Source organism: Pseudomonas sp. M1 (assembly GCF_022760135.1).
GTDB classification, from domain to species: Bacteria; Pseudomonadota; Gammaproteobacteria; order Pseudomonadales; family Pseudomonadaceae; genus Pseudomonas; species Pseudomonas citronellolis.
Genome location: NZ_CP094343.1, coordinates 3,462,985 through 3,477,011, shown reverse-complemented (window position 1 = coordinate 3,477,011; position 14,027 = coordinate 3,462,985). Strand labels below are relative to the sequence as shown.

At 67.1% G+C, this 14,027-nt stretch carries 11 protein-coding genes; 4 read left to right on the top strand and 7 right to left on the bottom strand.

What is annotated here, in order from left to right; genetic code table 11:
• Positions 1 to 182: 182 nt before the first annotated feature.
• Both PM1_RS15355 and PM1_RS15350 read right to left on the bottom strand, forming a co-directional pair.
• Positions 183 to 1,364: an alkane 1-monooxygenase gene (locus PM1_RS15355; protein WP_009621895.1), complete on the bottom strand. Its 1,182-nt coding sequence runs from the start codon at positions 1,362 to 1,364 to the stop codon at positions 183 to 185.
• 33 nt (positions 1,365 to 1,397) lie between these two features.
• Positions 1,398 to 2,456 (bottom strand): 2Fe-2S iron-sulfur cluster-binding protein, encoded by a 1,059-nt coding sequence (locus PM1_RS15350; RefSeq protein WP_009621896.1) that lies wholly within the window; start codon positions 2,454 to 2,456, stop codon positions 1,398 to 1,400.
• Between the two features lie 140 nt (positions 2,457 to 2,596).
• Here PM1_RS15350 and PM1_RS15345 point away from each other — a divergent pair, with 140 nt between their 5' ends.
• On the top strand, positions 2,597 to 3,613 hold the full coding sequence (locus PM1_RS15345) for an AraC family transcriptional regulator (protein WP_009621897.1): 1,017 nt from the start codon (positions 2,597 to 2,599) through the stop codon (positions 3,611 to 3,613).
• On the opposite strand, the gene PM1_RS15340 is transcribed toward PM1_RS15345, so the two are convergent.
• On the bottom strand, positions 3,598 to 4,497 hold the full coding sequence (locus PM1_RS15340; RefSeq protein WP_009621898.1) for a bestrophin family protein: 900 nt from the start codon (positions 4,495 to 4,497) through the stop codon (positions 3,598 to 3,600). The two genes, PM1_RS15345 and PM1_RS15340, sit on opposite strands and share 16 nt — an antisense overlap.
• 20 nt (positions 4,498 to 4,517) lie before the next feature.
• The gene (gene moaA, locus PM1_RS15335; protein ID WP_009621899.1) at positions 4,518 to 5,522 is read right to left on the bottom strand and encodes a GTP 3',8-cyclase MoaA; all 1,005 of its coding nucleotides are present in this window, start codon (positions 5,520 to 5,522) and stop codon (positions 4,518 to 4,520) included.
• Between the two features lie 490 nt (positions 5,523 to 6,012).
• Between moaA and PM1_RS15330 the strand changes: the two genes are divergently transcribed.
• Complete coding sequence (locus PM1_RS15330) at positions 6,013 to 8,337, top strand: FdhF/YdeP family oxidoreductase (RefSeq protein ID WP_009621900.1); 2,325 nt, start codon at positions 6,013 to 6,015, stop codon at positions 8,335 to 8,337.
• Positions 8,338 to 8,751: 414 nt separating this feature from the next.
• Here the strand turns inward: PM1_RS15330 and PM1_RS15325 are convergent, their stop codons facing one another.
• A complete protein-coding gene (locus PM1_RS15325; protein ID WP_009621901.1) occupies positions 8,752 to 9,558 on the bottom strand; it encodes a family 1 encapsulin nanocompartment shell protein in 807 nt (268 codons plus the stop codon).
• Positions 9,551 to 10,615 (bottom strand): Dyp-type peroxidase, encoded by a 1,065-nt coding sequence (locus PM1_RS15320; RefSeq protein ID WP_009621903.1) that lies wholly within the window; start codon positions 10,613 to 10,615, stop codon positions 9,551 to 9,553. The genes PM1_RS15325 and PM1_RS15320 overlap by 8 nt, the downstream gene beginning before the upstream one ends.
• Before the next feature lie 256 nt (positions 10,616 to 10,871).
• On the opposite strand from PM1_RS15320, the gene PM1_RS15315 reads away from it, so the two are divergent.
• Positions 10,872 to 11,756, top strand: a complete 885-nt coding sequence (locus tag PM1_RS15315) for a LysR substrate-binding domain-containing protein (protein ID WP_009621905.1) — start codon at positions 10,872 to 10,874, stop codon at positions 11,754 to 11,756.
• A 3-nt stretch (positions 11,757 to 11,759) separates the two neighbouring features.
• On the opposite strand, the gene PM1_RS15310 is transcribed toward PM1_RS15315, so the two are convergent.
• Positions 11,760 to 12,698, bottom strand: coding sequence for a dihydrodipicolinate synthase family protein (locus PM1_RS15310; RefSeq protein ID WP_009621907.1), 939 nt, complete (start codon positions 12,696 to 12,698; stop codon positions 11,760 to 11,762).
• A gap of 390 nt (positions 12,699 to 13,088) precedes the next feature.
• Between PM1_RS15310 and PM1_RS15305 the strand changes: the two genes are divergently transcribed.
• Positions 13,089 to 13,988 carry a glycine betaine ABC transporter substrate-binding protein gene (locus tag PM1_RS15305; RefSeq protein ID WP_009621909.1) on the top strand — a complete coding sequence of 300 codons (900 nt, stop codon included), beginning with the start codon at positions 13,089 to 13,091 and terminating at the stop codon, positions 13,986 to 13,988.
• Positions 13,989 to 14,027 lie beyond the last annotated feature (39 nt).

The following is a 14,027-nucleotide window of genomic DNA, read 5'->3' as shown; positions in this document are numbered from 1 at the left end:
GCGAACCGCATGGCACCGAACCTGTTCGCGAGCAAGCTCGCTCCTACGAAGAGCATCCTGGTGCGGCCTTCTACAAAGGTGGCTTTTGGGCCCAGCCCTGAAGGGAGAGGGGCTCCTGGCTCTCGCCCTTCAACCAACACTCACAACCCGACCTGGAACTTCGAACTTGCAGGTAACGCTCATCAGGAAGGGGACGGATAGTTCGAATATTTCATCAGCGCCGGAATACCACTGCGGGCGTTGGCGGTCGCGGCCAGTTGGCGTTCTTCGGCGCTCGCGTATTCGCGGTCCCAGGCCAGCACCTTGGGCGTCATCAACTTGTGCCAGAGCGGCGGGAGCATGGCGACGATGATGGTGGTCAGGTAGCCGCCGACCATCATCGGTGCATCGGGGAAGGGCTTCAGGTCCTGGTAGGGCACCTCGCCCTGGGCGTGGTGGTGGGAGTGGCGGGTCAGGTTGAACATGGTCCAGGAGCTGATGCGCTTGTTGGTGTTCCAGGAATGCCGCGGCTGCACGGGGGTGGCCGGGTTGCGCACCATGCCGTAGTGCTCCATGTAGTTGACGATCTCCAGCAGGGCCTTGCCCCACAGCGCGCAGGCGATGAAGAACAACGCGGCGGGCCACTGGCCGATGGCGTAGGCCGCGGCCACCAGCAGCAGGCTCATGCCGTGCCCGCGCAGCACCGCGTTGCGCCAGCCGAGCAGCCAGTAGCCCTTGCGCGCCAGGCGCTGCTTCTCGATGTGCCAGGCGCTGAGGTTGCCGCGCAGGGTCGAGATCAGCACGTGGGCGTAGACGTTGCGCCCGCGCGGCGCGGTGGCCGGGTCCTCGGTGGTGGAGACGTAGCGGTGGTGGCCGTAGACGTGCTCGATGGAGAAGGTGGTATCGAAGCTGAACGCCAGCAGCCAGCGGCCGATGAGCATGGAGACCGGGTCCCAGGTGCGGTGCGTCAGCTCATGGGCGGTGATGGTGCCGATGGTGCCGATCATCAGGCCGGTGAGGACCCAGGCGCAGAGGTGCTGGCCAAGGTTGGTGGTGTCCCGGGCGGCGATCAGGTCGTAGCCCGTCGCCTGGCCCAGGGCGGCGCCGAAGCCGAGGAAGTCGCCGTCGCTGACGCCCCAGAGCGCCGCGAAGACGATGAAGCACAGCAGCGGCAGGGCCAGCCACAGCTGGAAGGTGAGGATGCCCGGGTGATGGAACTCGGGCGTGCTGGTGTCGTCGCCGCAGACCAGGTCGCCGACCACGTAGAGCGTCAGCACGGCGGCCAGGCCATAGGCGATCCAGGGACCGCCGGCGAGCAGGGCGGCAGCCGAGCACAGTCCGACGGCGTGGAACAGGAAGTACTTGAGGTAGTGCAGCGCTTTCATGGGCATCTGTCTCTCTTGTTATTGGGTTTCGGGTTACAGGCTTGCGGGTTGCGTGGCTGCGCTTTCCGGGGCGGCATGGGGAGCCTGTTGCAGCGTGAAGCGGTCGGCATGGATGTTTTCGCGGGCCACGCCATGCCGTTGCAGCAGGGCGCTGGCGCTGTCGATCATCCCCGGCGGCCCGCACAGGTAGGCGTGGCTGCCGGCCTGCAGCAGCACCGGTATCTGTTCGCTGACCAGGCCCCGCGCGCCCTCCCAGGCGGCGTGGCGGTCCGCTTCGGAAAGCACCGGGACGAAGTGGAAGGGCCCGGGCCACTGCCGGGCGAGCGCCTGGATTTCCTCCAGGGCGTAGAGGTCGTGCTCCTGCCGGGCGCCGAACAGCAGGGTGACCGGGCGTCGCACGTTGCCGGCCAGCGCGTCCTGGAGGATGGCCAGCAGCGGGGCCAGGCCGCTGCCGCCGGCCACCAGCAGCAGCGGGGCGTCGGCCGGGCGCAGGTGGAACTGGCCCAGCGGGCCCTTGAGGCTCGCGCCCTGGCCGACCAGCGAGTGGCTATCGACCAGCGTGGTGAGCCGGCCGCCAGGCACCTTGCGGATGAAGAAGCTGACCTTGGCGTCGGCCCGCGGGGGCGAGGCGAAGGAGAAGCTCCGGGCGTGATTGGGCAGGCAGTCGAGGCTGAGCTCGGCGTACTGCCCGGCCTGGTAGGGCAGGCCCGTTTCGAGCTGGAGGGTCAGGCGGGTGATGTCGTGGGTGAGGCGCTCCTGCGCCACTACCTTGCCGCGGACCTGGCGGGCCTCCTGCTGCGCGCTGTCGACCTCGATGCTCACGTCGCCGCGCGGCACGCTCTGGCAGGCCAGGATATAGCCCTGGTCGAGTTCCTCGGCGCTGAGGATGTAGCCGGTCTCGGTCAGTTCCCTGACCTTGCCCTGCAGCAGCCGGCACTTGCAGCTGGCGCAACCGCCGACGCGGCAGCTGTGGGGGAAGTCGATGCCGTTGCGCAAGGCGGCTTGCAGCAGGGTCTCGCCGGGCTCGACACGGATGCTGGCGCCGTTGATCGAGGCGTTTGCCGCACGGTTTCTGTTCAGGAAGGCAAACATGCGTCCTCCGTTCTGATCGTTGTGGGTCGGGACGCTTCAATGCTAGGGACGGCGGCGGGCGGCGGAGAGGTTCCCGATTGACATTCCAGGGGTCATTTGTTGACATCTTCGCGCCCCTGGAACCCTGTGAGGTCGAGCCCTTGTCGGACTTCGTGTTGCCAATGCCCTACCTGCGGCAGATCGCCGAGCAGCTGCGGGCCATGCAGAAGGACGCGCAGGCCTGGTTCGCCCGTAGCGGCCTGGACGAGCGCCAGCTCGACGAGCCGGGCTTCCAGCTCGGTTTCCCGCAGTTCCAGCAACTGCTGCGCGACGCCATCGCGCTGACGGCCGAGCCGGCGCTGGGGCTGCTGATCGGCGAGCGCCTGGTGGTCAACACCCACGGCATCCTCGGCTACGCGGCGATGCAGAGCGGCACCCTGCGCCAGGCCCTGGAACTGCTGCAGCGCTACCTGGCGCTGCGCACCACGCTGTTCAGCCTGAGCTACGAATGCGATGAGCGGGCAGGGCAGGTGCAGGTGCGCTTCCAGCCCGGCTATGCCCTGGGCGACATCGAGCGCACGGTGCTGGAGGCGGTGATGCTGGCGGTCAGCAACATCTTCGCGGCGATGACCCTCGGCAGTTGCCCGCTGCTCCAGGTCAGGCTGCCGTTCGCGGAGCAGCCCTACGCCGCGCTGGCCGAGGAGCTGTTCCGCTGCCCGGTGGCCTACGGGCAGCCCTGGGCCGGCTTCAGCCTGGACCTGGCGGTTATCGACCAGCCGCTGAAGCTGGCCGACCCCGCGGCCTTCCGCGAGGCCGAAGCCATATGCCGGCGGGAGCTGGAGCGGCTGGGCGAAACCGCCTCCATGGGCGCCCGGGTGCGGCGCGCCATGCTGGAGAAGCACAACGGCTTCCCCAGTCTGAAGGTCACCGCGCGCCTGTTCCACATGACGCCGCGCACCCTGCACCGCTACCTGCTGGCGGAGGGAACGTCATTCAAGCTGATCCTCGAGGACGTACGCCGCACCCTGGCCATCGAGCACCTGAAGGCCGGCCACCTGAGCATCGAGGAGATCGCCTACACCCTGGGCTACACCGACCTGGCCAACTTCCGCCGGGCCTTCAAGCGCTGGGAGGGCATGCCGCCCTCGGCGTACCGTGCCGCTCAGCTGAGGACGTAGTCGACCGGCTGCAGGGGCGGCGGCAGGTCCCTGTAGCCCAGGGCGCCGAGGATGTCGCGCTCGATGACGCGGACCATGGCGTCGGTGGGCAGGTCGTTCTCTTCGCGGCCGAAGGGGTCTTCCAGCTCGTTGCTGATGGCGTCCAGGCCGAAGAAGGTGTAGCTGACGATGGTGGTGAAGATGGGCGCCATCCAGCCCAGCGGCTCGGCCATGGCGAAGGGCAGCAGTATGCAGAAGATGTAGATGGTGCGGTGCAGCAGCAGGGTGTAGGGGAAGGGGATGGGCGTGGCCTTGATCCGCTCGCACACGCCCTGGGCATCGGTGAAGGCGGCCAGGCGCTGCTCCAGGGTCACGTAGCGCCATTCGCTGATGCGCTTCTCTTTGGCCAGCTGCGAGCAGACGCTGCCGATGTGCTGGAGGATGCCGTCGGTGATGTTGTGCGCGGCGATCGGCGTGTCGCTGGCGAGCCAGGGGCGGGCGGCCTTCAGCTCGTCCTCGTTGCGCAGCCGCGCGTTGAGCGCGTGGGCGTAGCCGCAGAGCGCGCGCAGCAGGCGTTCGCGCAGGGCGGCGTCGCTGATGGCGACGCTCTCGCGGATGAACGAGCGCATGTCGATGATCACCTTGCCCCAGGTCTTGCGGCCTTCCCACCAGCGGTCGTAGCAGGCGTTGTTGCGGAAGCTCATGAAGATCGACAGCGACAGCCCCAGCAGGGTGAAGGGCGTGGCGTTGACCCGCGCGAAGAACGCCGGATGGCGGCTTTCGACGAGCACGATCAGCGAAGCCAGCAGGGTGACCAGCAGGCTGCGGAAGGCGATGCGCTTGGCGATGGAGCCCTTGAGCGTGAACAGCACGCGCAGCATGTCGGGTTGCGATTGGACGATCATGGCGATTCCGGAAGGGGCGGCTAGCCGCCGGTCATGTTCATGAAGCGCAGGATTTGCACTTCGCCGCCAATCTCGAAATGGTGGCGCTGGGGCTTGAGCCGCATGGCCTGGCGGATCGCCTTGTCCAGCCGTTCGGCGTCGCCGGGGTGGGCGCGCAGCACCTGCTTGAGGTCGGCCGAATGCTCGTTGCCCAGGCACAGCAGCAGGCGGCCCTCGACGGTCAGGCGCACGCGGTTGCAACTGCCGCAGAAGTTGTGGCTGTGCGGTGAGATGAAACCGATGCGGATTTCCGGCGCCTCGGCCAGGCGGCAGTAGCGCGACGGGCCCTGGGTGGATTCGGCGGATTCGATGAGGGTGAACCGCTCGCCGATGCGCTGGCGCACCTCGTCGCTGGAACAGTAGGACTCGCCGCGCTGGTGCTCGCTGATCACGCCCAGGGGCATTTCCTCGATGAAGGAGATGTCCAGTTGGCGGTCGATGGCGAAGCGCACCAGGTCGACCACCTCGTGGTCGTTGCGGCCCTTGAGCACCACGCAGTTGAGCTTGGTGTGGCGGAAGCCGGCGCGGCGCGCGGCGTCGATGCCGGCGATCACCTGCTGCAGGTCGCCGGTGCGGGTAAGCGCCTTGAAGCGCTGCGCATCCAGGCTGTCGAGGCTGATGTTCAAGCGCGCCAGGCCGGCGTCGTGCAGCGGCTGCGCCAGGCGCTGCAGCTGCGAGCCGTTGCTGGTCATGCACAGCTCGCGCAGGCCGGGGAGGGCGGCGATGCGCGCGCACAGCTCGACGATGCCCTGGCGCACCAGGGGCTCGCCGCCGGTGAGGCGGATCTTGCGCGTGCCCAGGGCGACGAAGCGCTCCGCCACGCGGTACAGCTCGTCGAGGGTGAGGATGCGCTGGCGCGGCAGGAACTGCATGTTCTCGGCCATGCAGTACACGCAGCGGAAGTCGCAGCGGTCGGTTACCGACATGCGCAGGTAATCGATCTTCCGATTGAAACCGTCGATGAGTTCGCCAGTATTTTCATTCAATTCCGAGTTGCCTCTCGAAGTGGTCGTTCATTGCTCTTTGCACGCAAGCGTTGGCATCTTTTTATTAATGCTCTGGCGATCTTCGAGGTGAGGCTAGTCAGTTCGCCCAGGGGCGTCAAATTGCTTTTGATTACCGGTTGATAAGAGTGGTCTATCAAGCGCCTTAATTGTCCATTCCGCCCTTCTACTGCGGACATTCCAGGCCTGATAGATGGTTCTGATCAAGGTTTAATTTATTTCGATTGGACGCAATCTCCGCTTCTCAATAGCCTGATGTCACAAGGCGAACCAATGTCTTTCCAGCTTTCAGGCCGATTGTTCGAAAAAAGGCCCTGGAAATTGGACCTGAACACAACTCACCCGGTGTTGCGAACAGCAAGTTTCGCGCAAGGAAGTTGCTCGCTCAGCGTTCCGATATTGGCGTGCTTTTAGCGTCGCCTTTTTCTGCCTGAGAACTTTCATTCTCTGCGTGTAATCGAGGAATGCCTGAATGAGCCAAGACGAACATATAAGGCGCTACACCGGACCGGCCGCCGGCTGGGGCGCGCTCAAGAGCGTGACCAAGAGCTGGCTGGGCAGCGAGAACGCGGTCAAGAACCTGCGGGCGATGCTCAAGACCAACCAGAACAGCGGCTTCGACTGCCCCGGCTGCGCCTGGGGCGAGTCGCCCGAGAACGGCCTGGTGAAGTTCTGCGAGAACGGCGCCAAGGCGGTCAACTGGGAATCCACCGGGCGCTCCGTCGACCCCGACTTCTTCGCCAAGTACAGCGTCAGCGCGCTGGCCGGGCAGAGCGACTACTGGCTCGAATACCAGGGTCGCCTGACCCACCCCATGCGCTATGACGCGGCCACCGACCACTACGTGGAAACCACCTGGGACGAGGCCTTCGCCCTGATCGCCCGGCACCTGAAGGCGCTGAAGTCGCCGGACGAGGCGGAGTTCTATACCTCCGGCCGGGCCAGCAACGAGGCGGCCTTCCTCTACCAGCTGTTCGTCCGCGCCTTCGGCACCAACAACTTCCCCGACTGCTCGAACATGTGCCACGAGGCCAGCGGCCTGGGCATGGCGGAAACCCTCGGGGTGGGCAAGGGCACCGTGGTCTTCGACGACCTGGAAAAGGCCGACGCCATCTTCGTCATCGGCCAGAACCCCGGCACCAACCACCCGCGCATGCTCGAACCGCTGCGCGAGGCCGTGCACCGCGGCGCCCAGGTGATCTGCATCAACCCGCTGAAGGAACGCGGCCTGGAGCGTTTCCAGCACCCGCAGCACCCCTTCGAGATGCTCAGCAACGGCTCGGAGCCGACCAACACCGCCTACTTCCGCCCGGCCCTGGGCGGCGACATGGCGATGTTCCGCGGCATGGCCAAGTTCCTCCTGCAGTGGGAGCGCGAGGCCCAGGCCAACGGCGAGCCGCCGGTGTTCGACCATGCCTTCATCCGCGAGCACACCAGCGGCCTGGACGACTACCTGGCGGCGGTGGACGCCACCAGCTGGGCGCACATCGTCGGCCAGTCCGGCCTGAGCCTGGCCGAGATCGAGCTGGCGGCGCGCATGTACCGCCGCGCCGAGCGCGTGATCATGTGCTGGGCCATGGGCCTGACGCAGCACCGCCACTCGGTGCCGACCATCCAGGAGGTGGTCAACCTGCAACTGCTGCGCGGCAACGTCGGCAAGCCCGGCGCCGGCCTGTCGCCGGTGCGCGGCCACAGCAACGTGCAGGGCGACCGCACCATGGGCATCGACGAGAAGCCGCCGACCTGGCTGCTGGATGCCCTGGAGAAACGCTTCAAGTTCAAGGCGCCGCGTGGCCACGGCGACAACGCCGTGCTGGCCATCCAGGCCATGGAAGCCAGGCGCGCCAAGGTGTTCCTGGCCCTGGGCGGCAACTTCGCCCAGGCCACCCCGGACACCCCGCGCACCCACGCCGCGCTGCGCAACTGCGAGCTGACCGTGCACATCGCCACCAAGCTCAACCGCTCGCACCTGGTCACCGGCCGCGACGCGCTGATCCTGCCGTGCCTGGGCCGCACCGAGGTCGACATGCAGGCCGAAGGGCCCCAGGGCGTCACCGTGGAAGACACCTTCAGCATGGTGCACATCTCCCACGGCCAGCTGAAGCCGCGCTCGCCGCACCTGCGCTCGGAACCGGCGATCATCGCCGGCATCGCCAAGGCCACCCTGGGCAACCGCCCGATCGACTGGGACTGGGCCATCGCCGACTACGGGCACATCCGCGACCTGATCGCCGACGTCATCCCCGGCTTCGCCGACTTCAACGCGCGGCTGCAGCACCCCGGCGGCTTCCACCTGGGCAACGACGCGGCCGAGCGGGTCTGGAAGACCGCCAGCGGCAAGGCCGGCTTCACCCCCAGCGAACTGCCGCTGGAGCTGGTCAACCAGGCGGTGCTGGCCCGCGGCGAGCGGCCCGACCTGATCCTCCAGACGCTGCGCTCCCACGACCAGTACAACACCACCCTGTACGGCCTGGACGACCGCTACCGCGGGGTGTTCGGCCTGCGCGAGGTGGTCTTCGCCAACGAGCGGGACATCCGCCGCCTGGGCTTCGAGCCGGGCGAGAAGGTCGACCTGGTGTCGCTCTGGGAAGACGGCATCGAGCGCCGCGTCCACGGCTTCCAGCTGGTGGCCTACGACCTGCCGGCCGGGCAGGCCGCGGCCTACTACCCGGAGACCAACCCGCTGGTGCCGCTGGAAAGCTATGGAGAGCGCACCTTCACGCCAACTTCCAAGTTCATCGCGATCAGGCTGGAGAAGGCCCGGGAAGACAATCGGATCCATTCGACTGTCGCCTGAGGCGGACTCCCAAACTCCCCGCGAGCCGCACGACAGCTGGCGGTGGCCGGAGCCTTGCCATGAAGAACGATCCTCGACAACCAGGCGTTCGTGGAATCGCCCCGCGAGCTGATGGGCGAGCACGACGGCGAAATACCAGAAGGCCGGGGGTGATGGGTATCGCATCGCTCAACACCATCCTGCGTCGGCATTTCGCCGGCGCCTGCTCATCCGTGAATCACGCCGGGCGGCGTGGCTGGTGAGTCCTGGAACGTAGGAGCAACTGTTCTTGCCGGCTGCGCCGAGGTGCTCTTCGTAGGATGGGTTGAGCTTGCGAAACCCATGCGGCCACGGTGATGGGTATCGCTTCGCTCAACCCATCCTACGGGGCTTCCCTGGCGTTGTAGGGCTCCGTCCGCGATTATCCGTACGGCGCTATTTCTTGCCCGGTGTCAACACCACGCTGGCCTCGCTGGTGAGCACCCGGAAGGTGAAGGTCTCCAGGAAGTACAGCTCCACGCTCGTCGCGCTGTGGCTGGCATAGCCGATGGAAATGTCCTGGCCGATGTCCAGCTCGAAGTCCCCGCCGCGCGTGCTGAGCACGAAGCCGCCTTCCAGCGCCGGGGCCCAGATGATGCCGCCGTCCACCTGCTGCTCCATGTGGTGGAAGACCGGGTAGCCCTCGTCGCTGCCGCCACTCGCCGCGGTATAGGCGTCCGCGCCCAGCACCAGCGCATAGGGGCCGTTGACGCCGGCCAGGCGCAGCTGGCTCAGCGCCTGCGCCACTGCGCCGGAGTAGCCGCGCACGTTGGCCGGCAGCACCACGCCGGCGTTGCTGCTGGCCTGGCGGATGCCCTGGATGCCGGCCGCGGCGTAGCCATCGAACACCGCGCGGTCCTCGGCGAAGGCCAGCTTGCGGGCGGCGTCCTTCAGCGGGTCCCAGTCCGAATCGTCCGAACCGCGCTCCACGTCGTCGATGGCCTGGCGGCTCAGCTCGAAGGGCACGCGCAGCTCGACGATCGCCCGGGCATCGCGCTGGGCGGCCTGGATGCCTTCCGCCGGGGCCTGCAGCGCATGCAGGTGGCCGGTGCCCACCGCGGACAGGCCGAGGCCGCCCGGCTGCGGCACGTCGACCACGCGGCGGGCCGCGAGGTGGCGCTTGAGGGTGCGCGTGGCCTCTTCGTCGATCTGGGCCCAGGCCTTGTCGGAGATGGGGGCGAGTTCACGGTGCAGGTTATTCATTGCCTGATTCCTTTAGTGAGCCAATGCCGAGGGAGCCGTCGCGGGGCGCCAGCGGAGGCACGCCGTCCTGCGCGGGGAGGGCAGGGGCGGCAGCTACGCTGGCGTCCGGGGTTACCTGTTCGAGAAAACTGGCCGAAGGCACGAAGAACAGGCTGCCGGTCACCGCGCGGCTGAAGTCCAGCAGGCGGTCGTAGTTGCCCGGGGGCAGGCCGATGAACATGTTCTTGAGCATCCGTTCGATGCGCCGCGGCGAACGGGCGTAGCCGATGAAATAGGTGCCGAACTCGCCCTTGGCGATATCGCCGAAGGGCATGTTGTCGCGCAGGATCTCCAGTTGTTCGCCGTCTTCGACGATCGTGGTCAGGGCGTTGTGCGCGTTGCTCGGCTTGACGGCGTCGTCCAGCTCTATGTCGGAGAGCTTGTGCCGGCCGATGATCCGCTCCTGCTCGGCCACCGGCAGCGCGTTCCACCGGGCCAGGTCGTGCAGGTACTTCTGCACGACGACGTAGCTGCCGGCGACGAAGTTCTCGTCCTCGCCGGCGATCAGGGTGGCGTCCAGCGCGGCCTGGCCCGCCGGGTTCTCCGTGCCGTCGACGAAGCCCAGCAGGTCGCGGGCATCGAAGTAGCTGAAGCCCTGCACCTCGTCGGCGGTGGCCACGGCGTCGCCGAGGCGGGCCATGATCTGCGTTTCCAGCTCGAAGCACAGGTCCATGCGCTCGGCGCGGATGTGGAACAGCAGGTCGCCCGGGGTGGATACGGCGTGGTGCGCGCCCTGGATTTCGCGGAAGGGGCGCAGCTCCCGCGGCCTGGGCTGGCCGAAGAGGCGGTCCCAGGCCGCCGAGCCGAAGCCCATGACGCAGGACAGCAGCCCCTGCGGGGCGCGGAACCCGATGGCCCGCAACAGGCCGGGCATGTCGGCGCACAACGCGCGCACGGCGGTTTCGCCGGCCTGGCCGGGGTTGATCGTCAGCACCAGGAAGATGGCGGCCCGGCTCAGCGGGGCGGTGACCGACTGGGGAACGGCTGTGGACACGCGTTGCTCCTCTTGCAGGCTCATTTCAACGGGTAGGACCGGGCGCCGGGCGTGAAGCCGGTCGACGACTATCGGCTTGCGACACCGAGGAAGATGTTTCAGTAAAGTTCATGTTGCTTTTGCAGGCCAATGCAGCATCTCCGGCAGACTCCGAGCACATTGGCCAGCCTCGGCCGTTCGCCAGTTGTAAATCAGCCTGACGAAACGTCCATAAAGCTCACTTGTTCCCTTCCCGGAAGCCCCTCAACCTGTCGACCCGTTTCCCAGGGGAGCCAACCCGATGAACCCTCGTGTGCTCTGTCCGTCCATGTCGTCGCTGCTGGCGTTCGAGGCTTCCGCCAGGAACCGCAGTTTCACGCGTTCTGCAAAAGAGTTGTGCCTGAGCCAAAGCGCGGTGAGCCGGCAGATACAGGTGCTGGAAGAGTCGCTCGGGGTGACGCTGTTCGAGCGGACGGGGAGGCATATCCTGCTGACCGAGGCCGGCAAGCACTATGCCGAGGATGTCGCCGCCGCGCTGGCTGCCATACGCCAGGCGACGGAGCGGGTGATCCGCCTGGGGCGCCACGCGGCGACGCTGAACCTGGCGGTGCTGCCGGCGTTCGGCTCCAAGTGGCTGCTGCCGCGGCTGCCGCGCTTCTATTCGGCAAATCCCGGCATCCAGGTGCATATCCACTCGCGGGTCGGCCCCGTCGATTTCGACGGCGAGCTGGATGCGGCGATAGTGGTGGGCGAGGGGGGCTGGCAGGGCCTCGCCGCCTACCCACTGTTCGAGGAGGAACTGGTGCCGGTGGTCAGCGGGCGGGCCCGCCTGCCGGAACCCCTCCGGCAGCCCGCCGACCTCGCCGCGCTGCAGCTCTTGCGGGTGGTGGCCAGGCCCGACCTGTGGCGCGACTGGTTCCGGGCACAGGGCCTGGGCGGTGAAGCGCTGAGGCTCGGGCCGCAGTTCGAACTCACCGCCCACCTGCTCCAGGCGGTCTGCGCCGGCCTCGGCGCCGGGCTGGTGCCGCGCTTCCTGGTGGAGGACGAACTGGCCAGCGGAGCGCTGAGGATTCCGCTCGACTCGGCGCGGCTGCGCGGCACCGGCTATTACCTCGTCGCACCGGGCCACAGGGTCCACGACGAGGCTTTCCTGGCATTCAGGGACTGGCTGCTCGGCGAGCTGTAGCCCTCAGCGCGGTTCCAGGGCGGCGCGGGAGTCGCGCCGGGCCAGCCGGGCGAGCAGCGTCTCGACTTCCTCTGTCGCCCGCTCCGACAGCGGTGTGAACGGGCGCCGCTGGCGATCGCTGCGCAGCAGGCCACGGCGCATCAGCACGTACTTGCGCACGGCGAGCCCTACGCCGGGCTGCTGTTCGTAGCGCAGCAGCGGCAGATGCGCATCGAAAAGGTCCAGGGCCTGCTCGATGTTGCCGGCGCGGACCGTGGCGAGCATCTCGCAGAGCATGTCCGGGAAGCAGTAACCGGTGTTGGCCCCGTCCGCCCCGCGTCGAAGCTCCTGGTCCAGGAACAGGGCATTGTTGCCGCAGAGGATGGAGATGCGCCGCATGCTGCCTTCGGCTTCGAAGCGGCGCAGCGCGCTGATCTTCTCCAGGCCCGGCCAGTCCTCGTGCTTGAGCATCACGCAAGTGTCGAGTTCGTTGACGATGCGCCGGATGACGCCCGGCGACATCTGCACCGAGAAGGTCAGCGGGTAGTCCTGCAGCACGAACGGGACGTCGCTGCCGATGGCCTCCACGGCCTGGTGGTAGTAGCCGACGATCTGGTCGTCGGTCCGCAGCGTATTGGGCGGGGCGATCATCACCCCGGCGGCGCCGCGCTCCATGACTTCCCGGGTGAGCGCGCGCATCGCCGCGAAGCCCGGCGCCGTCACGCCCACCACCACCGGCAGGTCGCCGGCGCGGCGGATCATCCGCGTGGCCACCTCCAGCGATTCGCCGTGTTCCAGCTTCGCCGCTTCCCCCAGTTGCCCGAGCACGGTGATGCCGCTGGCGCCGGAGGACAGGTAGAAGTCGATCAGTCGGTCGATAGAGGCGTGGTCGACGCTGCCATTCTCGAGAAACGGCGTCGGGGCTATCGGATAAACGCCTTGGGCATGGGCGGTCAGTCGCATCGGGTGCTCCTTGGAGGCTTGGGTTGCAGGGCGAACCCAGACTAGGCCGCGCCCGGGGCTTTTCCAAAACGGGCAAAACTCATGGAACCCATGCGTTTCGCGAAGGCGGGCGAGGGCGCGAACGGCCTCTTCGGAACAGCCCAGAAGCCGCACGGCCATGGGCCTGCGCGGGCTTTGCCGGAACCGTTCATGGCGTTTACAGGTGGCCAAAAAAAGTGACTTGTTGGGCCCCGTCCTCGGGGGCATTGTGAGTCCACGGCGGTCGCTCCTGTAATCCGTTTTTACCGGAGCGGCCATTGCTGAACCGAAGTGAAGAACAAGAACGAATTCCTGCCGTACCCATGACCACTGCCCAATCCTCCAAGAACAATTCATCGAGGGCGTTCGAGTATGAAGAATCGTAAGTCAGGCCAGTTGATCATCAGCATGCTGGCGTTGCTGGGAGCCTCCATCGCCACGGTCCAGGCGGCCGTTCCCGAGGTGGCCGAACCGGTGAAGATCTCGTTCATCAACTCATCGGATTCGGACTTCATCGCCGCCGTGTACGGCCAGGCGCTCAAGCAGGCGGGCTACGAGGTCAAATACGTCACCGTGGACTCCGCCGCGCAGTACACCGCGGTGCAGACGGGCGATATCGACGTGACCCTGGGCGCATGGCAGACCACGGGTGTGGAGATGACCAAGGCCGCCCTGGCCTCCGGCAAGGTCAACAACTACGGGCCTACCGGCGTGAAGGTCACCGAGGGCTGGTGGTATCCGCAGTACCTGGTGGAGGTCTGCCCGGGCTTGCCCTCGTGGGAAGCGCTCAAGCAGCCGAAGTGCGCGGCGGCCCTCGCCACCGCCGGTACCGCGCCCAAGGGGCGCTTCGTCGATGCGCCGGCGGACTGGGGTTCGCGCTCGGATGAGCGCATCAGCCACTTCGAACTGCCCTTCGCCCTGGTGAACTCGGGTTCCCCGGCCGCGCTGCTGGCGACCTTCCAGGGCGCGATCGATCGCAAGCAACCCATCCTGGGCTGGATGTACACGCCCAACTGGTTCACCGAGAAGAACCCCGGCGCCTTCGTGCAATTCCCCGACTCGCGCCCGGAGGTGGACGTCCTGAAGCTGGGCAACAAGGCCGCGTTCGCGCGAATACCGGTGGCGGAGAAGATCCTGCAGAAGTTCACCCTGGACAAGGGCGCCGTCGCCAAGGCGATGGACCAGATCGACAACGAAGGAAGTTCCCCCGAGGAGGAGGCCGACACCTGGATATCCGCGCACGCGGACCTGGTGCAAGGCTGGGCGAAATAGCGGTCGGCCGTTCAACGGGCATTGCCCTGGGGCAATCGT

Coding starts and splice junctions, on each gene's coding strand:
- PM1_RS15325 (WP_009621901.1), bottom strand. CDS start 9,558: ATGAATAACCTGCACCGTGAACTCGCCCCCATCTCCGACAAGGCCTGG.
- PM1_RS15330 (WP_009621900.1), top strand. CDS start 6,013: ATGAGCCAAGACGAACATATAAGGCGCTACACCGGACCGGCCGCCGGC.
- PM1_RS15355 (WP_009621895.1), bottom strand. CDS start 1,364: ATGAAAGCGCTGCACTACCTCAAGTACTTCCTGTTCCACGCCGTCGGA.
- PM1_RS15310 (WP_009621907.1), bottom strand. CDS start 12,698: ATGCGACTGACCGCCCATGCCCAAGGCGTTTATCCGATAGCCCCGACG.
- PM1_RS15305 (WP_009621909.1), top strand. CDS start 13,089: ATGAAGAATCGTAAGTCAGGCCAGTTGATCATCAGCATGCTGGCGTTG.
- PM1_RS15315 (WP_009621905.1), top strand. CDS start 10,872: ATGAACCCTCGTGTGCTCTGTCCGTCCATGTCGTCGCTGCTGGCGTTC.
- PM1_RS15350 (WP_009621896.1), bottom strand. CDS start 2,456: ATGTTTGCCTTCCTGAACAGAAACCGTGCGGCAAACGCCTCGATCAAC.
- PM1_RS15320 (WP_009621903.1), bottom strand. CDS start 10,615: ATGAGCCTGCAAGAGGAGCAACGCGTGTCCACAGCCGTTCCCCAGTCG.
- PM1_RS15340 (WP_009621898.1), bottom strand. CDS start 4,497: ATGATCGTCCAATCGCAACCCGACATGCTGCGCGTGCTGTTCACGCTC.